We start from the raw sequence: 17,755 nt of genomic DNA, 5'->3' as shown, positions 1-17,755 counted from the left end.
ACTTTCCTGGGAGCAAATAAGGAGAAAACGGACAACAAAAAGCGCCGTCCGCTGTAAAAAAGCAGACGACGCCATGAACAACCAGTTCTACTGATTGAAGTCTTCATGTCTTCGATCTCAACTTTCCTACGCTGGTATTATCCAGTTCAGGTGACAGGGTCGAAAACAGAATGGTTTTCCTCTCAGCCGGACTCCTCCAGCTCCCCTAGTTGCTCGTAATTTAAATTCTTTTTCACTGTATCACAGCACCATTAAAAAAACGAGCCGAAGCTCGTTTTTAAAGGTATCCAAGTGGATTGACCGTGTTAGCTGGTCCTGTCGCACTGTATTGGTATCCACCGATATGCAATTCAAAGTGTAGATGCGGTCCTGTCGAATTCCCGGTACTGCCAAGAGTACCAAGCGTTTGACCTTGAGTTACCGTCTGACCTGCCGAAACCGATAACGAATTCATATGACCGTACACTGTTGTATACACCTGACCGTCAAGGAAATGCGAAATCATGACATGATTCCCATAAGGTCCGCCGCTACCAGCCGTAATGACTGTTCCGGAAGCTGCTGCTCGAATCGATGATCCGACGGGTCCACTGAAGTCGACACCATTATGGAACGTATAGCCGTTCGCTCCACTAGCCGGTCCAAAACCTTGTGAAACACCGCCTGAAGCCGGACGAATAAACTTCGCCGATCCTGTCGGCACACTGCTGACAGGAGTCGGAAGAACCGTTGCTTCGCTTGACTCACGCGTTGATTTTGCCGCCTCTTTTGCAGCACGTTCAGCTGCTTCTTTTTCAGCGGCCGCTTTTTCTGCTGCTGCTTTCGCTGCTGCTTTTGCTGCCGCAATCGCTCTTTCTTGAGCCTCTAAAGTCGCTTGTAATTCTTTTGCATTTAACAGTTTAGTCGTGAACTTTGTTTTCCCTTTACGTAATTTATTCAGGGTCGCACTCCGTTCTTTCATCTGTTGTTTTAACTGTTTCTTTTGGACGAGTAACGACTCTTTCTCTTGAACACGCTCCGCCTTTTTAGCAATAAGATTTTTTTTCATTTCTGCTAGCTTTTCTTGTGTTTCCAAATAAGCAGAAATCATTTTATCGTCTTGTTCGGCAATTTTTTTACCTGCCATAACACGACTAAACAAATCACCCAAGTTTTTCGAACCAAAAATGACTTCTTCCCATTTTATAGAATTACCATCATTTTCTTGAAGGACACGTAAGCGGTCCCCCAGCAATTCTTCTTGCCGGGTGAGCATGATTTCGTAGCGGGCGATTTCCGCCTCAAGATCTTCAATTTGGAGATTCAATTGTTTAATCTGCTTGTTTTTTTCCGAAATCCTGAAAATATTTTCGTTGATGGCCGCATCAATTTTATTGATTTCGCGTTGCTCTACCGATATTTTAGCTTCCTGTTTTTTGATGGCTTTTTCCAAGCGACGTTGCTCTGTTGCATTTTGAGATTTCTTTTCTTTAATCGTTGCAGCTTGACCAGAAGTCGGCACAGTGGATACAAGTAACGCCCCTAACAATACCGTTGCAAACAATTTTTTAAACATGTTTGGTTTCCTCGCTTATGTATGATTTCTTATTTAAAAAGTATTTAATTCAAAGTATTTCTGTCTGAGATTGATTATAGCACCGTAATAGTTTCAGGAAAATTTCATTTGTGTTTCAACTGAAAGCGTTTTATTGTAATATAACATTTTATGTTTTTATAAAAACATAAAAAAAACGACTGCCGCAGCAATCGTCTTTTCTTGTTATTATAACATCGACATTGGATTTACAGAATTTGCTGGTCCTGAAGCACTGTAGCTGTAACCACCTACATGAATTTCAAAGTGTAAGTGTGGGCCTGTTGAGTTCCCAGTGCTACCAAGGGCTCCGATTTGTTGTCCTTGACTGACACGTTGTCCGGCATGTGCATTTAACGAACTCATATGCGCGTAAACTGTTGTATACGTTTTTCCATTTAATTGGTGTGCAATCATGACATGATTACCGTACGGACCACCACTTGATGCAGTGATGACTGTCCCTGTTGCCGCTGCAACAATCGGGGTACCGACTGGAGCGCCGAAATCAATACCATTGTGGAAAGAGTAACCATTCGAACCGCTTGCTGAACCATATCCTTGTGTGATTGATCCACTTGTTGGATGAATAAACATAGAAGAAGATGATGGTGCAGGCGTTGGTGCCGCTGGTTCTGGTTCTGGTGTTGGTGCTGCTTTTGGCACAGTCACAGATGGTGTAGATTGTTTTGTTGAAGTTGCAGGTGCTGACGATTTTTGTTCCGCTTGTGCTGCTGCTTTAGCAGCGGCCGCTTCTGCCGCCTGTTGTTCAGCTGCTGCTTTTTGAGCCGCTGCTGCTTGTGCCGCTTGTGCTTCTGCACGTGCTTTTGCTTCACGTGCCGCTTGTGCTTGACGCTCTTTTTCGATTCTTGCTTCACGTTCGCGTGCTGCTTTTTCAGCTGCAATCGCTTGTTCTTGTGCAATCAAAATTTGTTGTACTTCTTTTGCATCCATCAATTGCGTTTCAAATTTCTTTTTTTGTTTCCGGAGTTCTTTTAAGCGTTTGTTTCGTTCTTTAAGCTGTTGCTCAAGTTCAGCTTGTTGACGTTTTAGTTCTTGTTTCTCCGTCACAAGTTTAGCTTTTTTATCTTTTAGTTCTTGTTGAGCAGCTGCTAATTTCTTTTGTGTGTTTTGATAGTCGGTAATCATTTTATCGTCTTGTTGCGAGATTGATTTCCCTGCTAACACACGGCTGACAAGATCTCCGACATCCTTTGAACCAAAGATGACTTCTTCCCATTTAATGGAGTTCCCATCATTTTCTTGCATGACACGAAGGCGGTCACCAAGCAGCTTTTCCTGACGCTTTAATTTCGCTTTATACTTTTTAATCTGTTTCCCAAGTTCAACGATTTCAGCTTCAGTTGCTTTAATTTGACGATCTTTTGTTTCAACTGCAAATATTTTTTCGTTTAATGCTTCGTCTAGACGATTCACTTCTTGCTGAGTCTTCGAAATTTTTTGTCCTTCTTGATTCACAGACGATTCTAAGTTTTTTTGAGTATTAGCATTTTCTTGTTGTTTTTGTTCATTTTTAGCTTTTTGTTCACTTAAGTCATCTGCTGCTACGAAGTGAGGAGTCGATGAAAGAATAAGTGCGGAAACGATGAGCGACGCGAACGTTTTTTTCATGTAGTATTCCCTCTTTTTCTGTGTGGTTTATATAAGTAATCGAATGATGTTATTTAAATTTAATAATACTTTTTAAAAATTATAAGAACGTTTTTGATTATAGCATTCATTTTCCCTCTATTATATTTCAGTGAGATGTCATTTTTGATAAGTTCTCTTTTCGCCTTTATATAGATCCTTCAATCGAACCTTCTACATTGCGTGTTGGGAAAGAGTTTGACACACTATGACTATCGAAGTAAAGGAGGAACTGTTTATGCATTTGGACCATACTGGCATCGCTGTCCGGGATATGCAGGAAGCGATTACGTTCTATACGACTATCTTGGGAGGGACATTGATCCGTGAGTACAGTAATCCGACGCCCGGGGTTGCTTCTAATATTGCTGTCATCGAATTTGAAGATGCGCACATTGAGTTGTTGACTCCGACAAGTCCGGAAAGTCCCATTGCCCGTTTTTTAAAACAACGGGGAAAAGGTGTCCACCATATTGCTTATCGTGTGGATGATTTGGATCAAGCCATTAAAGAGGCAAAAGAACGGGGAATTACATTTTTAGAAGATACGTACCGCCAAACTCCGCTCGGTCGACGATTGATCTATATGGATCCCCGGCATTCACATGGTGTCATTACCGAACTCTGTGATTATCCAGAGAACTAAAAATGAGCGTTCGCTGACCTAAGTCAACGAACGCTCATTTTTACTTTAAACAGTTATCCTAATTTTGCTAACATTTCGCGATTAAATGCCGGGATATCATCCGGTTGACGGCTTGACACGAAGTTGTCATCGACGACCACTTCATTGTCTTCATATGTCACACCCGCATTCTCTAAATCAATTCGAATGGATTTATATCCTGTCATTTTACGTCCCTTGACAATCTTTGCATTGATCATCAATTGTGGACCGTGACAGATGGAAAAGATTGGTTTTTTAGATGAATCAAACTCTTCCGTAAATGTAACGAAACGATCGTCTTCACGAAGTAAGTCCGGTGAAAAACCGCCCGGAATCAACAATGCATCAAAGTCTGAAGAAGAAGTTTCATCAATTGTTACATCGACTTTCACTTTTGCTTCTTCTTGTTTCCCGACTAATTCCGCACCTTTTTCTGTTCCGATGACTGTCACTTCATGACCCGCTTCTTTTAACGCATCGACAGGTCCGGTAAATTCTACATCTTCGAAATGATCTGCAAGCACAACTGCTACTTTTTTCCCCATTTCATTCATCCCCCAAATAAAAATTTATATTACTTATCAAGTCCTCGATCTCTTGGTGACACCGGATCATCCGGCATCTGATCTTTACCTTTTAAAACTTCTTTTTGCTGTTCGGGTGAAAGCTCAAGTTCCTTGTCTGTCAAACGTTTTCGTTCATCTTCAAACTTTTCGTTTGGTCGATCCGTTTCTTTTGGAGACATCTTACTTCCCTCCCTCTTCAGAACAAATCAGTTCTCTAAGGATTCTACTACTTTGACCGATAAATCAACATCAATGTTGCCACGTGTTGCTTTTGAATACGGGCAGAATTGGTGTGTTTTTTCGAGTAAGTCTTTTGCTTCTTCTTCTGTTACGCCAACTACTTCAACAACAAGCTTAGCAGCAATTTTGACGCCGCCTGCTTCTTCGTCTTCGAGTAAGCTGACTTCGGAATTCGTACGTGTCTCGACACGTTTTTTATCTTGGCGGGCCATCAAATTGAATGCCCCGTCAAAGCATGCAGCGTATCCTGCTGCGAATAATTGTTCTGGATTTGAAGTAGGAATATTTTCTTTGCCTTTCGTACCCGGCATCACAAGATCTAAATTGATTACGTTATCGTCAGAGGCGACCTTTCCATCGCGTCCCCCTACTGCAGTTGCACGTGAAGTAAGAATTGTTTTCGTCATGAATAAGAACCCCTTTATCCGCTAATTTTGGTAGCTTGTTTTGGCCACATAAACTGTATTACCACTGTCTGGAGAAGAATAAACAATCAAAGGTATTCTTTCTGACAAAAAAAGACCACACCGAAGTGTAGTCCTGTTCCTTACATTCAAACGATTTCTTCTGTAACGGGTTCTTTTTCCGGTAACTGCAAGTAAATTGATTTAACTTGATGGTTGTCGACTTCCATGACTTTGACCGTATGGTTTTTGTAACGGAATTCCTGACCACTCGATACTTCCGTATCCTGCGCCATGACCCAGCCACCAATCGTGTCAATATCTTCTTCTTCAATTCCAAGGTTAAAGCGTTCGTTTAAATCATCAATCAGAACACGACCTGAAATCCGGTACAAGCGCTCATGAATCTGTTCAATATCTGCTTTTTCGTCTTTGTCAAACTCGTCCCGGATTTCACCGACGATTTCTTCGAGGATGTCTTCCATCGTGATGACACCGGCCGTTCCGCCGTATTCATCGATGACAAGCGCCATCGGTGTGCGTTCGACCTGCATCTTCAACATCGCATCCTGCAAGGGCGAGTATTCCGAGACAATCGGAAGGTTGTGTACATAATAGCTCAAGGCTTTCCCTTTGTTCGCCATATGATCCGTAAACAACTGCTTCGCGTTGATAAAACCTAAGATTTTATCTTTGTCGCCTTCTTCTGCAACCGGATATCGCGTGAATTGATACTCTTCGACAAGGGCGATGATATCTTCCATCGACGCATCGTTCGAAATCGTAATCAAGTCTGTTCGCGGAAGCATAATATCTTTCGCAATCCGCTCATCAAACGAAAAAATATTCTGCATATACGAAAGTTCTGTTTGATTGATTTCACCGCTCTTATAGCTTTGCGTCATGATGATTTTGATTTCTTCTTCCGAGTGGGCATCTTCATGACCAACCGGTTCGACTCCAAACAAACGCAAGAAGACACGGGCAGATCCGTTCAGCAACCAAATGACAGGTTTCATGACTTTCCCGAACCAGTAAAGCGGCGGGGCAAGCAACATCGTAATGGCTTCTGTTTTTTGAATAGCCAGCGATTTAGGGGCAAGTTCTCCAAGGACGACGTGTAAAAATGTCACGACGGAAAAAGCTAACGTAAAGGAAACAACCGTCGAGACCGATTCCGGAAGCGCAATCTCCTTGAATACCATTGCAAGAATCGCACCGACCGTCGACTCCCCTAACCATCCCAATCCAAGGGCCGTCACGGTAATTCCAAGCTGACAGGCGGATAAATAATAATCCAGGTTGTCTAATAATTTCTTAGCCGTCTTCGCGGTTTTACTGCCTTCTGTGATCAATTGATCGATTCGGGACATTCTCATTTTGACAACTGAAAATTCTGCTGCGACAAAAAAAGCGGTCAACACAATTAATAGTGCAATAATCAAAAGCCGAATGATAATCGTTGTTGTATCGAATGTCTCCACTGCGTGTGTACTGTCCAATCGTTTCCCCAAACTAAGGGGATTCACCTCCATTTAAATTAAGCCGACAATCCTCTTATCGGTCTTCTCCATCAAAAAGAAGCTTGTTTTTAATGAACAAGCTTCTCTACTTTTTCATATTCATACTATAACGGAACTCTCGGAAAATGTGTACTTGCAGATAATCTTTCTTTTTCTTCACACGACGTACATGATGAATACGACAATCATTAATAACATCGCGATTCCTTTTAACAAGGCACTCGACAGGATTCCCAGTACGGTCCCGATTCCGATCGAAACAGAGTCTGACCACGTTTTTTTACTGATGATTTTTTCTGTTAAAATCGCAAAGACGAACGGAAAAATCAACAATCCGATACCCGGCAGGATGAAGGGACCGGCAATCAAGCCGACGGTCGTTGCAATTTTCGCAGCCTGCGAGCCTCCACGCCGGTCGACGGTATACGAACTGACCAGGTAATCCAGTGTAAACAACAAAATGATGAAAATGGCCTGAATGATCCAGAAACTGACGGTTAACTCAGTGAAGCCAAATCCAAATCCATAAATTAAAAATCCAATGACGAGTAAAGGTGCGCTTGGAATGACGGGATAAACCAGTCCTGCGAAAGCAGCTAAAAAACAAACTGCAATCAAACTCCATAATATGATGGTCATGCCAATCTCCTACTTTCTGCTGTTCTTTCTTCTTTTGATTACGTTAAAAAGCTTCGACTGGTTTCATGAAAGTGCCCTTTTTTGAGCCTGTTCCAAATGTTGACGGTCCCAGTCGTTTAATGCCGACCAGTCGACCTCCGAGCAGACAAACGGAATGAACCGGTCAATGCTCGCTCTGTGTTCCGGTAAAGCATTCCGTTTCATGATTTGAAGTGACTCAAGCATCGTCGAAAGGACTGAAATATCTTCTTCGCCGTAATGCCGAAGTTGATAAAACGTCAAATACAATAGTTCGGAAAACATAAGCCGTTTGACGGTAACAAATCCTTCTCCCTTCACCAGGAGATTGCCGTCCGGAAGCATCGTATACCGTCTGAACAAGTCACCGATTTGCTGCATCGCGTGACGTGCCGTATTCGGATCATTGATACCGGGTGAAATCGCCCGAAGTGCTACTTCTGACAGCTTTTGAATCACAAACGGAAAATCCTGTTCTGCGGAACGTGTCGGTCCGATGAGGATTCCCTGCTCTGCGTTCTCTTGTTCGGCACTGCCGATCCGTTGCCCTTGTGTGATGTAGCTTCCAATTGTCACATCAATCGTGACATGTCCGCCTGACTTCATCAATAATTCGTAATCAATTGCTTGTAAATAACCGGTTTGCACAGCGGTGAGATTAAACGGATAACTTGCCTGCTTGTCCGGAAACAATTGGTAGTGCCCTTCTTCTATCGCTTCAACGTGCTTGTCAATCAGCGTACGTCCTTCTTCATGTAAACGATCGAGTAAGGTCGTGACCCGAATCGATTGACTGACGATATGGACGAATGCGACAAACGCAACGATCGCAATCAAGACAACAATGACTGCGACGGCAGAGGCGACGACACTGTCTTTCAGCGATGGTCGCATGAAGAACAACATAGTAATCGAATAAGTGACGGTTCCGATAAAAATCCCGAAAATGTGCTGGACTTGCCGATTTTCAATAAAGTTCGGTAAGGTGCGGGGTGAGAATTGTGAGGAATAGGTTGTCAGAACGACTAAAATGGTCGAGAACGTAAATGTCATCATCGTCAGTAATCCGGTAAAGACTGCGCTATGGATCGTTTGAGCTAAACCAAGCGTTGTTTTCCAACTGCTTGGAAACAGTTCTTTTGCATACAGATCAATTAGCAGGACGATCGCCGTCAATAGTGCGCCACCTACTCCATAAAGGAGCGGCCACCACCAGTTTGTTTCCCGGTAAACCAACTTCAACTTCTGCACATTTCATCCACTCCACTCTAATATATCGATATATTTTTTTAATTCCTGTTTCTTCATCTAGTAAAACGTCTTCTCCATATCTTTTTAAAATCCGCCGAGTCAATTCACTTTGTGAAAGTGTCGGTTTGTGTTTTACTTCTTCACATAACGTGAATAACTTAAGTGTTATCAAAACGAATTGGAGATGAAAAGTTATGCAACAGCATACTGAATCAACACTCAATACAGACTTTACTAAGATTTTTATTAACGGTCAGTGGCGCAAAGGCGCAAGTGACAGCAACATGACAAACACGAATCCTTTTACAGGCGAAACACTGTTTGAAATTTCGGCAGCTGATAACGACGATTTAGATGATGCCTATCAATCTGCTAAAATCGCTCAAAAAGAATGGGCGAAAGTGCCGGCACTTAAACGCCAGGCTTTAATCGAAGAATTCTTGAAAGTCATGTACGAAGAGAAAGAAACGATTGTCGAGTGGTTAATCAAAGAATCAGGCAGTACGCGCATCAAAGCAGAAGGTGAGTTTCTTGCATCTGTCCTAATCGTTAAAGAAGCTGCTACTTTCCCACTACGGATGCATGGCGAAATTCGTCCGTCTGTCGTACCGGGCAAAGAAAACCGGATTTACCGGAAGGCACTCGGTGTCATCGGTGTCATCAGCCCATGGAACTTCCCGTTCCACCTTGCCGTTCGTTCCATCGCAACAGCAATCGCAATCGGAAACGCTGTCGTCGTTAAACCGGCAACCGATACACCGGTTTCAGGTGGCTTGATTTTCGCCAGTTTATTTGAAAAAGCCGGCTTACCGAAAGGTGTCCTAAACGTCATCGTCGGTCGCGGATCAGAAATTGGCGACTCAATCGTCGAGCACCCGGTCCCACGCTTGATTTCGTTTACGGGTTCCACTGAAGTAGGTCGCCATATCGGCGAACTCGCAGGGAAACATTTGAAAAAGACAGCACTCGAACTCGGCGGAAACAACGTCTTCGTCGTACTTGACGACGCTGATCTTGATCGTGCCGTTGAATCAGCGGTTTACAGCAAATTCTACCACCAAGGTCAAATTTGTATGTCAACTAACCGTATCCTAGTTGCTCAATCGATTCACGATGAATTCGTTGAAAAATACGTCGCACGTGTCAAGGAACTTCAATTTGGTGATCCATCGAATGGACGTACGCAAGTCGGTCCATTGATTAACCAATCACAAGTCGATCGCATCATGGAAGAGATTGAAAAAACAAAAGCAGCAGGTGCAACAGTCCGCGTCGGTGGTGAAGCAGATGGAAACGTTATTGCTCCTACAGTCGTCACAGGCGTCACGAACGATATGCCGCTTGCTAAAAATGAAATCTTCGGACCAGTCGCTGTCATCATTCCGTTTAAAGATGACGCAGAAGCGCTTGAACTCGCGAACTCACTTCCTTACGGATTAAGTGGTGCTGTTCACGGTTCTTCAATTGAACGGGCAACAGAATTTGCACTTCAGGTTGAAACAGGCATGATCCACATCAATGACCAATCCGTCAACGATGAGCCGCATATGCCGTTTGGAGGCGAAAAAGACTCAGGTCTCGGTCGTTTCAACGGAGAATGGGTGCTTGAAGAATTCTCGACAGTCCAATGGTTGTCTGTCATGCACGAACGCCGTCAATACAAACCGTTTTTCGAATAAGATAAGTCGATCAAATGAAGTACAGGGCTCTCCTGTACTTCTACATATGGATGACAATTAGAAAGGAAGATAACTATGCCATTACTACGCTTTGATGTAATCGAAGGACGTTCGGATGAAGAACTGAAACTATTACTCGATACCGCACATGAGGCGATGCTTGAAGCCTTTGACGTGCCGGAACGAGATCGCTATCAAATCGTTCACACGCATAAAGCGAATGAAATGATCATCGAGGATACAGGTCTCGGATTGACACGCTCCAATCAGGTCGTGGTCATCAGCGTGACCAGCAAAACACGGACAGAAGAGAAAAAACAAGCTCTCTACCGTTTGCTGGCTGAACGCTTGGAAGCGGCATGCGGACTCTCGCCAGACGATTTGATGATCTCGATCGTCGAGAATGATGCAGCAGACTGGAGTTTCGGACTAGGAAAAGCGCAATTTTTAACAGGTGATCTTTAAAACGATTTTCGCTTTTATAAAAAGGAGTCTGAACTCAAGTGTATGCCGAGTTCAGACTCCTTTTCCAATTATTTTTGCTGTTCTGCCGGATTTTCACGTTGTACCGGTGCCTTCCAGTCAAAGGTCTCCGGTACAAAATCAAGACCACCCGGATGAAACGGCTGACATCTCATCAATCGTCGGGTCGTTAAATAGCCGCCTTTAATGGCGCCATGTTTTTCGATTGCTTCTTTGCCGTAATGAGAACACGTCGGATAAAATCGGCACGTCGCCGGTTTCATCGGTGAAATCACTTTCTGATAAAAGTGAATACCGCCAAGCATGATTTTTTTCATTTTTCCCCACCTTCTTTTCCTAACTGTAACGCATATCAAAAGGATTTTCTGTTTGAGTGAATTATACTACTTCTATCTAACAACTACTAAAAAGGAAGTGTATCTATGCAGGCTCTTACGTTTTGCTCCTTCGGAGATTCCAGTGTCCTGACTTATCAAGAACATCCAACGCCTGAACTTCGACCGAATGAAGTATTGATTGAGATGAAAGCCATCGGTTTGAATTTTGCCGACATCTACCGTCGCAAAGGAAATTATCATTTAGAGGGAACGCCACCCTATCTGTTAGGGTATGAAGGGGCAGGTATCATTACCAGGCTCGGAGACGCTGTATCGGATTTACAGGTCGGTCAACGGGTCGCCTTTGCTGACGCCCCAAATGCTAACGCCGAGTTCGTCGCTGCACCTGTCGATCAGGTGATTCCCTTACCGGATTTTGTTTCGTATGAAACGGCAGCCGCTGTCCTGCTACAAGGTTTGACTGCCCACTATTTGACACGGGACAGCTATGCGATCCGACCGAAAGATTTAGTGTTGATCCATGCAGCAGCCGGTGGCGTTGGTCAATTGTTGACACAGATCGTCCGATTACACGGAGCCATTCCCATCGGCTTGACGTCATCGGCGAAAAAAGCAGACATCGCCAAACAAGTGGGATCTGAACATGTTTTCTTATATTCGGACGACTGGGTCGAACAGATTTTAACATTGACCGATCAGCGCGGTGTCGACGTTGTCTATGAATCGGTCGGCTCGACGTTGATGAACAGTTTTCAAGTGACGAAAACACACGGGACAGTCGTCTTTTACGGCATGGCCGGTGGTGATCCGGTTTCTGTCGATCCACGGTTCCTGATGGATACTTCGAAAACACTGACCGGTGGTGACTTATGGAACGTTCTGACGACGCGAGAGGAACGTCTTCGTCGTGCCGGTGAACTGTTCAGCTGGTTGGAATCCGGTCAACTGCAAATCGCCTCTCCGACTACCTTCTCCCTCTCGGACGGACAACGGGCTCATGATTATTTGGAAAACCGTCAGAGCACCGGAAAAATTTTATTAATCCCTTAATCTGAAATGCACCCTTCCTTCATTGGTTGGGTGTTTTTTCGTCTGGAATGATTACAAAAGAGAAACAATTCTTTTTATCAGCAATTCATCGACTTAAGTAGTTGCTTTCCTTCATAAAAAGGCGTAAAGTAAATTTCATCAAAACCAGAAACTTAAATTAGTTTTTAGTTTCAAGAAGGAGATTTGATTTATGTTTCGCTCAGAATGGAAAAAACTAAAAAGCCCGATGATGATCATCGTGATTCTTGCACTTATCCTCGTCCCGTTTCTTTACAACTCGATTTTTTTATCTGCTTTTTGGGATCCGTATGGTAAGACAGAAAACATCAAGGTCGCAGTCGTCAATGAAGACAAGGCGACGAAGTTCGAAGGAGAAAAAATTGACATCGGAGATCAGTTCGTCAAAAAACTGAAAAAAAATGATGACTTTGACTGGCAGTATCTCTCACGCAAAGATGCGGCTAAAAAGCTTCGCGCCGGTGATATTTACATGACAGTCGTCATCCCGAAGAAGTTTTCTCATAATGCGACTACTTTACTCGACGATCACCCGAAAAAAATTGAGTTGGAGTATTATCTGAATCCAGCCAAAAACTATTCCGGTACGCAGATTTCCAGCGCTGCCGCTAAGCAATTGAACGAAAAAATCCGGAAATCCGTCACGAAACAATACAGCAGTGCGATTTTCGGATCCCTTAAAAAAATTGCCAAAGGACTAGAAGATGCATCCGAAGGTTCCGCTAAACTTGAAGATGGCGCGAAGAAAACAACCGACGGCGCTAAAACACTGACGACTAACCTCGGAAAATTGACGAGTGGTACAAACGATTTGTCCACGAATTTAACGAAAGCGACTGACGGTTCTGCACAAATTTCAACCGGTCTTAATACGCTGAGCGAAGGGGCGCAGACACTGGCAGAAAAGTCCGGCCAGTTATCAGGTGGATTGAATGAACTGGATGCTAACAGTGGAAAACTGATTAAAGGATCAACGGACTTACAGGCCGGTTCCACTAAACTCCGTCAAGGTCTTGAGACAGCTTCTGCTGGAACGACCGAACTTCGTCAAGGTCTTGAGACGGCCTCTGCCGGAGCATCGAAGCTCGACAATAACCTTCCACAATTTACGGCTGGTCTTGATCAACTGAATGCCCGTGCTCAAGAAGCAAATGCTTCTCTAGTAGCCGTCAATGATGCTGCTGACACGTTAAAACAAGACTTGAGTACGCGTCGTGAAGCACTTGAAGCAAACGTGGCAAACATCAAAGCGGTCATCGCTTCGTCTGAGACATTAACAGAAGAAGAAAAAGCAGCATTATTGGCGTCGATTGCGACGATGGAACAAAATGTTCAAAATTTAGCGCAACAAGAGACAGCACTTGATGCTAGTCTTGCGAAAGCCAATGATGCGACAGCAAAAATCAATCAGTTAGCTGTCGCCGGACAAGATATTGCATCTGCCGTTTCGAAACTTAATGGTGGATTAGGCCAGTTACTCGCAGGTTCAAAACGTTTGGAGCAAGGTCAAACACAACTGCTCGCCGGAGCAAAAACCTTAGAACAAGGTCAAAATACGCTCAATCAAGGCTTGACAACCTATACAGATGGTGTCCACAAAGCAGCTGCTGGTAGTACACAGTTGACCGCTGGTGCCCAAAAAATCGCAACTGGTGCCAACGACCTGAGCACTGCATCGGGTGATTTAACTTCAGGACTGGGTCAACTATCCGATGGTGCTGTCGCCCTTTCATCAGGTGCCGGTCAACTGACGGACGGTGCTTCCCGTCTGGCAGACGGGAACTCGAAACTCGCTGACGGCGCCAACACGCTGAAAACGGAACTGGGTAAAGGAGCGAAAGATGCTACTATCAAACCATCGAATGCCCGGGACAACATGCTCGCTGAGCCGGTCGTCCTAAAAGAACATGATTATTCAACCGTTAACAACTACGGATCAGGTCTTGCGGCTTACATCCTCAGCATCGCTTTATTTGCCGGTGCCTTGATGTTCTCTTCCGTTTACCAGATCCGTCCTGAACATGGTGAGACATTAACATGGCGGTTCCTCGTCGGAAAACTGTCCATCATCTTACCGATTGGTGCCTTACAAGGGATCGCGGCTTCCGTCGCCATCGTCTATGTTCTAGATGCTGATGTTGCAAGCACCCCTGCGCTGTATGGTTTCGCTGCCTTAACAGGGATGACGTTCATCACGTTGCTCTTTACGTTAACAATGCTCTTCGGTCGTGTCGGACAGTTCAGTGCCTTCTTACTTCTGCTGCTTCAAATCGGCGGCAGCGGCGGTACGTTCCCGGTCGAAATGACTCCAAGCTTCTTCCAAACGATTCACCGCTTCCTGCCGATGACGTATTCGGTCACAGGTTTCCGTGAGGCACTTGGAATCGGAGTTACCGATACACTCATCACAAACGGTCAGATTCTTGGTTTGATTCTGTTTTCTGCTCTCGCTATCAGCTTCGCTGGTGCATTAGGTGGAAAACGCATCTTACTCTCAACGAAAGCGAGAAAACGCCATGACACTGTCTGATAAAGAACATCTCATTTTAGATGCAGCGATGGCCTGCTTTTCGGAACTCGGATATAAAGGAACGACTATCGAACGGGTTGCCAAACGGGCTCATGTCGGAAAACCAACCGTCTATCAATTGTTTGAAAGTAAACTTGATTTGTTTGAATCCCTCGTCACACGGGTGTTGCAGGAGATGAAGGCAGAAGCGGAAAACGCCTATACGACAACGGCTTCGGTCGAAGAAAATAAACAGGCGATGATTGATGCCATTGTCAATCATCAACAGCAGCATCTGTTTATCTTACAAATCACACAGGAAACCCAGACATTGAAACTTCAGGAGATGTCGGAGCTACGGATTCGAATCGAGCAGCATATCGTCGAATATATAAAGAATCTGCTTGAGACACGGTTGGAACTTGAAAAACGTTCTCCGGCAGTTCCGGTCGAAGTAACTGCGTTCTTACTGTTCAAGACGTATATTGCCTTGATTTCTGAATGGCCGCTGATTGGGAAACCGCTTGATTTAAAAACAATCAGTCAAGCGATGTTAAAATTGTTATAATGAAAACAGCCTCTCCATAAATTGAGAGGCTGTTTTTGCGTTATCGATTCTTACTCGTACCTGAATGGAGTGTTTTATTTGTCCCAGCTTTTACTGTCCAATTTTCTTTTCACGTTAGCTTTGCTGGTCTACGTCATTGTATCGCTCGTTGATATGTGGAAATCGTACACCCGCACCAGTTCCAAAACAGACTTTCTGTTTTTTATCCTGACGTTAATCACGATGTTCTTCGGATTTCTTTTATCCCCGTTCCTGTCGCTCGCTTTTCAGTGGAAACGAAGCCGGGCGAAGCGGATCATCGGGATTTTACTCATTGCCGTCCCTTTAGGTCTTTCTCTTTTAAGCCGCTTTTTATAAAAACATCGTTTTTCACTAAATGATCCGTACTTTTATAGCCGGATCGTTTTTTTCATGTTCTTCCTCCCAAAAAAAGTTTACGTAACAGTTCTTTTTCCGGCATCGGTGCCGCATTAAATGCTTCTAAGTACGGGCGGTCATCATACTTCACTTCAATGACATTCACCTTCCATTCTCCGCTGTTCTGTTCGACTAAGGCGAATGGTGCCACAGCTTCCGGCTGACAGCCGAGCGCCCCCGGGTTTAAGTACGTCACGCCCTCTGCCCGGATTACTTGTTTCGGATGATGGTGTCCAAAACAAATCAGGCTCGCCTGGTGTCCTTTAAACAGATTCGGCAAGGATTGTTCTGTTCCGTCAACCGCTTCCGCCAATGGTTCCTCTCCGATTGGTTTCTGTTCATCCAGATATGCATAATGTGTAAACAATGCTTCCTGTTCCGAAAATGTTTTTCGGACGGTTCTTGGGAGCTGCTCCAAAAAACGTTGATTATCCGGTGTTAACTGGTCGGCAATCCATTGATGATGGTTTTTCGCATGACGGTAACTATCCGGATATTTTTGACCGTGTATCAACGCCAGGACATTTTCGTCATGATTTCCGCTGATGGTCGTCATTTGTGGTGTCGATCGTACAATTTCGATGACTTCATTCGTTTGTGGTCCGATACCAATCAAATCTCCGAGACAGAAAATGTCTGAGACATCTGTTTCTTCCGTTATTCTTTTTAAAACTGCTTTAAGTGCCGTTGCATTGCCGTGAATATCCGTAATGACTGAAAATTTCATGAAACCGCCTCCAATGTTCATCTTATGCCATTCTTACCTTTCCCCTGATTTTAAGTTCAAAAATCATGAAAAATAAATTGTCAGAAAATATTGATTATTCATCTTACTCATGTTAGGCTTAGAAAAATTCGTTGAGAGGGGAATCACTTTATGTATGTACACCAACTTGCTGGCCGACTGATTATTCTATGCTCGAGGGACTGAAACCTTTTCCGCTGATTTTCGGAATTGATTTTGGGCCCTCCTTTCGATGCATCGAATGAGGCGCCCGCAGGAATAATGGCGCCTATCCGATACCGGATAGGTTTTTTTAATGGCAAAACGAAATAGAGAGAGGATGAGTGAGTTGAAAGAATATGCGATGGATCGAATGGTGAAAGTATCTGCCGGGATGGCAAATGCAGTGTTAGTGACGTTAGGAGTAGGATTATTGATTGAGACGTTCGGAAACCTCTTACATATTGAAATGTTACTGACAATCGGCGGAGTCGCCAAAGTCTTACTCGCCCCCGCACTCGGAGCCGGAATTGCTTATCAGCTTGGCGGAAACACATTAGTCTTATTCAGTGCAATGATTGCTGCTACGATTGGCGGTGCCGCACTTCAGCCGACGGATGCCGGTCTTGTCCTCGTACCGGGGCAACCAATCAGTGCGTTACTCGCAGCTGCTGTGGCCGTCTTCGTCGGAAAACGAATGACAGGGAAAACAAAATTCGACATGATGGTCATCCCGGTCAGTGCTGTTCTCGCCGGCGGTTTTACAGGTCTTGGTGCCGCTGCCGTCACAACACCTCTCCTCACACGATTCAGCGCAATGGTTACTGCGTCCGTCGAGTCTTCACCGATTGCGACATCACTTGTTATTGCTCTTATCTTTAGTGTCTTATTGATGTCACCCGCTTCATCGGCTGCACTCGCAATCGCCCTTCAACTCGACCCGGTCGCCAGTGCCGCTGCTTTAATCGGTTGTTCGGCTCAGTTTGTCGGCTTTACATTGATGGCATATCGTCAAACGGATCCCGGCGGTTTGATCGCTTCGTTCTTCGTCACACCAAAGGTTCAGTTTCCAAATATCGTTAAAAATCCGCGCCTTGTCGTCGCACCCTTCCTGGCCGCGATGATTTCCGCACCCATCGCCACACTTGTTCTTTCACTTGAAGTCCCTTATGAACTTGCAGGTCTCGGATTAAATTCAATGATTGCCCCACTCAACATCTTCGTTAATCAGGGTTTTAATGCGTTCCTGATCTTTTTTGCAACCGGCGTCGTCCTTCCCGGTGTCTTGACGCTCGTCTTTTACCGCATGACGACGATGGCCGGTTGGACAAAGATGGGCGACCTTCGATTAGAAATTCAATAAGTGCTCACGTTGCTGTTCCCTCATATAATGAAGGAACAGCTTTTTTATACGAAAAAACTCCCGTTCATCGTGTGA

Annotated in this window: 18 protein-coding genes and 1 riboswitch; of the genes, 8 read left to right on the top strand and 10 right to left on the bottom strand. The window is 44.4% G+C overall.

Annotated elements, in window-relative coordinates; translation table 11 throughout:
* Positions 1-106: 106 nt before the first annotated feature.
* Positions 107-217, bottom strand: a riboswitch (TPP riboswitch).
* A 60-nt stretch (positions 218-277) separates the two neighbouring features.
* Positions 278-1,555, bottom strand: a complete 1,278-nt coding sequence (locus HNY42_RS04210) for a murein hydrolase activator EnvC family protein (RefSeq protein ID WP_188005158.1) — start codon at positions 1,553-1,555, stop codon at positions 278-280.
* Between the two features lie 207 nt (positions 1,556-1,762).
* Positions 1,763-3,205: a murein hydrolase activator EnvC family protein gene (locus HNY42_RS04205; RefSeq protein WP_131973642.1), complete on the bottom strand. Its 1,443-nt coding sequence runs from the start codon at positions 3,203-3,205 to the stop codon at positions 1,763-1,765.
* Between the two features lie 256 nt (positions 3,206-3,461).
* Between HNY42_RS04205 and HNY42_RS04200 the strand changes: the two genes are divergently transcribed.
* The gene (locus HNY42_RS04200) at positions 3,462-3,869 is read left to right on the top strand and encodes a VOC family protein (RefSeq protein WP_131504267.1); all 408 of its coding nucleotides are present in this window, start codon (positions 3,462-3,464) and stop codon (positions 3,867-3,869) included.
* A 53-nt stretch (positions 3,870-3,922) separates the two neighbouring features.
* On the opposite strand, the gene HNY42_RS04195 is transcribed toward HNY42_RS04200, so the two are convergent.
* The 6 genes from HNY42_RS04195 to HNY42_RS04170 all read right to left on the bottom strand — a co-directional run bounded on the left by HNY42_RS04195 (position 3,923) and on the right by HNY42_RS04170 (position 8,531).
* The gene (locus HNY42_RS04195; protein WP_131973643.1) at positions 3,923-4,435 is read right to left on the bottom strand and encodes a type 1 glutamine amidotransferase domain-containing protein; all 513 of its coding nucleotides are present in this window, start codon (positions 4,433-4,435) and stop codon (positions 3,923-3,925) included.
* 29 nt (positions 4,436-4,464) lie between these two features.
* Complete coding sequence (locus HNY42_RS04190) at positions 4,465-4,635, bottom strand: hypothetical protein (RefSeq protein WP_165871683.1); 171 nt, start codon at positions 4,633-4,635, stop codon at positions 4,465-4,467.
* A gap of 27 nt (positions 4,636-4,662) precedes the next feature.
* A complete protein-coding gene (locus tag HNY42_RS04185; protein ID WP_114596893.1) occupies positions 4,663-5,103 on the bottom strand; it encodes an Ohr family peroxiredoxin in 441 nt (146 codons plus the stop codon).
* A 146-nt stretch (positions 5,104-5,249) separates the two neighbouring features.
* A complete protein-coding gene (locus HNY42_RS04180) occupies positions 5,250-6,614 on the bottom strand; it encodes a hemolysin family protein (protein WP_114596894.1) in 1,365 nt (454 codons plus the stop codon).
* A gap of 165 nt (positions 6,615-6,779) precedes the next feature.
* Positions 6,780-7,262, bottom strand: coding sequence for a DUF456 domain-containing protein (locus HNY42_RS04175; protein ID WP_131973644.1), 483 nt, complete (start codon positions 7,260-7,262; stop codon positions 6,780-6,782).
* A 63-nt stretch (positions 7,263-7,325) separates the two neighbouring features.
* Entirely contained in the window at positions 7,326-8,531 is a 1,206-nt protein-coding gene (locus HNY42_RS04170; RefSeq protein WP_188005157.1) for a DUF2254 domain-containing protein, read from the bottom strand.
* A 194-nt stretch (positions 8,532-8,725) separates the two neighbouring features.
* Here HNY42_RS04170 and HNY42_RS04165 point away from each other — a divergent pair, with 194 nt between their 5' ends.
* Positions 8,726-10,210, top strand: coding sequence for an aldehyde dehydrogenase family protein (locus tag HNY42_RS04165; RefSeq protein WP_131504271.1), 1,485 nt, complete (start codon positions 8,726-8,728; stop codon positions 10,208-10,210).
* A 75-nt stretch (positions 10,211-10,285) separates the two neighbouring features.
* On the top strand, positions 10,286-10,675 hold the full coding sequence (locus HNY42_RS04160; RefSeq protein ID WP_131504272.1) for a tautomerase family protein: 390 nt from the start codon (positions 10,286-10,288) through the stop codon (positions 10,673-10,675).
* Positions 10,676-10,743: 68 nt separating this feature from the next.
* On the opposite strand, the gene yidD is transcribed toward HNY42_RS04160, so the two are convergent.
* Positions 10,744-11,010 (bottom strand): membrane protein insertion efficiency factor YidD, encoded by a 267-nt coding sequence (gene yidD / locus HNY42_RS04155; RefSeq protein WP_131504273.1) that lies wholly within the window; start codon positions 11,008-11,010, stop codon positions 10,744-10,746.
* A gap of 105 nt (positions 11,011-11,115) precedes the next feature.
* Between yidD and HNY42_RS04150 the strand changes: the two genes are divergently transcribed.
* The 4 genes from HNY42_RS04150 to HNY42_RS04135 all read left to right on the top strand — a co-directional run bounded on the left by HNY42_RS04150 (position 11,116) and on the right by HNY42_RS04135 (position 15,533).
* Positions 11,116-12,081, top strand: a complete 966-nt coding sequence (locus HNY42_RS04150; RefSeq protein ID WP_188005156.1) for a quinone oxidoreductase family protein — start codon at positions 11,116-11,118, stop codon at positions 12,079-12,081.
* Between the two features lie 190 nt (positions 12,082-12,271).
* Positions 12,272-14,629, top strand: coding sequence for a YhgE/Pip domain-containing protein (locus tag HNY42_RS04145; RefSeq protein WP_131973648.1), 2,358 nt, complete (start codon positions 12,272-12,274; stop codon positions 14,627-14,629).
* A complete protein-coding gene (locus HNY42_RS04140) occupies positions 14,616-15,176 on the top strand; it encodes a TetR/AcrR family transcriptional regulator (protein ID WP_012369430.1) in 561 nt (186 codons plus the stop codon). The genes HNY42_RS04145 and HNY42_RS04140 overlap by 14 nt, the downstream gene beginning before the upstream one ends.
* Positions 15,177-15,254: 78 nt before the next feature.
* Complete coding sequence (locus HNY42_RS04135) at positions 15,255-15,533, top strand: hypothetical protein (protein WP_188005155.1); 279 nt, start codon at positions 15,255-15,257, stop codon at positions 15,531-15,533.
* Between the two features lie 52 nt (positions 15,534-15,585).
* Here HNY42_RS04135 and HNY42_RS04130 read toward each other — a convergent pair whose 3' ends face one another.
* Positions 15,586-16,320 carry a metallophosphoesterase family protein gene (locus tag HNY42_RS04130; RefSeq protein ID WP_188005154.1) on the bottom strand — a complete coding sequence of 245 codons (735 nt, stop codon included), beginning with the start codon at positions 16,318-16,320 and terminating at the stop codon, positions 15,586-15,588.
* A 337-nt stretch (positions 16,321-16,657) separates the two neighbouring features.
* Between HNY42_RS04130 and HNY42_RS04125 the strand changes: the two genes are divergently transcribed.
* Complete coding sequence (locus tag HNY42_RS04125; protein ID WP_041261459.1) at positions 16,658-17,680, top strand: PTS sugar transporter subunit IIC; 1,023 nt, start codon at positions 16,658-16,660, stop codon at positions 17,678-17,680.
* The last annotated feature ends 75 nt before the right edge of the window (positions 17,681-17,755 follow it).

The sequence above is a fragment of the Exiguobacterium sp. Helios genome, assembly GCF_014524545.1.
GTDB lineage: Bacteria > Bacillota > Bacilli > Exiguobacteriales > Exiguobacteriaceae > Exiguobacterium_A.
The sequence above is the reverse complement of the archived record's forward strand: the minus strand, read 5'-3'. Positions and strand labels throughout refer to the sequence as shown.

Coding starts and splice junctions, on each gene's coding strand:
- HNY42_RS04210 (WP_188005158.1), bottom strand. CDS start 1,555: ATGTTTAAAAAATTGTTTGCAACGGTATTGTTAGGGGCGTTACTTGTA.
- HNY42_RS04205 (WP_131973642.1), bottom strand. CDS start 3,205: ATGAAAAAAACGTTCGCGTCGCTCATCGTTTCCGCACTTATTCTTTCA.
- HNY42_RS04200 (WP_131504267.1), top strand. CDS start 3,462: ATGCATTTGGACCATACTGGCATCGCTGTCCGGGATATGCAGGAAGCG.
- HNY42_RS04195 (WP_131973643.1), bottom strand. CDS start 4,435: ATGGGGAAAAAAGTAGCAGTTGTGCTTGCAGATCATTTCGAAGATGTA.
- HNY42_RS04190 (WP_165871683.1), bottom strand. CDS start 4,635: ATGTCTCCAAAAGAAACGGATCGACCAAACGAAAAGTTTGAAGATGAA.
- HNY42_RS04185 (WP_114596893.1), bottom strand. CDS start 5,103: ATGACGAAAACAATTCTTACTTCACGTGCAACTGCAGTAGGGGGACGC.
- HNY42_RS04175 (WP_131973644.1), bottom strand. CDS start 7,262: ATGACCATCATATTATGGAGTTTGATTGCAGTTTGTTTTTTAGCTGCT.
- HNY42_RS04165 (WP_131504271.1), top strand. CDS start 8,726: ATGCAACAGCATACTGAATCAACACTCAATACAGACTTTACTAAGATT.
- HNY42_RS04160 (WP_131504272.1), top strand. CDS start 10,286: ATGCCATTACTACGCTTTGATGTAATCGAAGGACGTTCGGATGAAGAA.
- yidD (WP_131504273.1), bottom strand. CDS start 11,010: ATGAAAAAAATCATGCTTGGCGGTATTCACTTTTATCAGAAAGTGATT.
- HNY42_RS04150 (WP_188005156.1), top strand. CDS start 11,116: ATGCAGGCTCTTACGTTTTGCTCCTTCGGAGATTCCAGTGTCCTGACT.
- HNY42_RS04145 (WP_131973648.1), top strand. CDS start 12,272: ATGTTTCGCTCAGAATGGAAAAAACTAAAAAGCCCGATGATGATCATC.
- HNY42_RS04140 (WP_012369430.1), top strand. CDS start 14,616: ATGACACTGTCTGATAAAGAACATCTCATTTTAGATGCAGCGATGGCC.
- HNY42_RS04130 (WP_188005154.1), bottom strand. CDS start 16,320: ATGAAATTTTCAGTCATTACGGATATTCACGGCAATGCAACGGCACTT.
- HNY42_RS04125 (WP_041261459.1), top strand. CDS start 16,658: ATGAGTGAGTTGAAAGAATATGCGATGGATCGAATGGTGAAAGTATCT.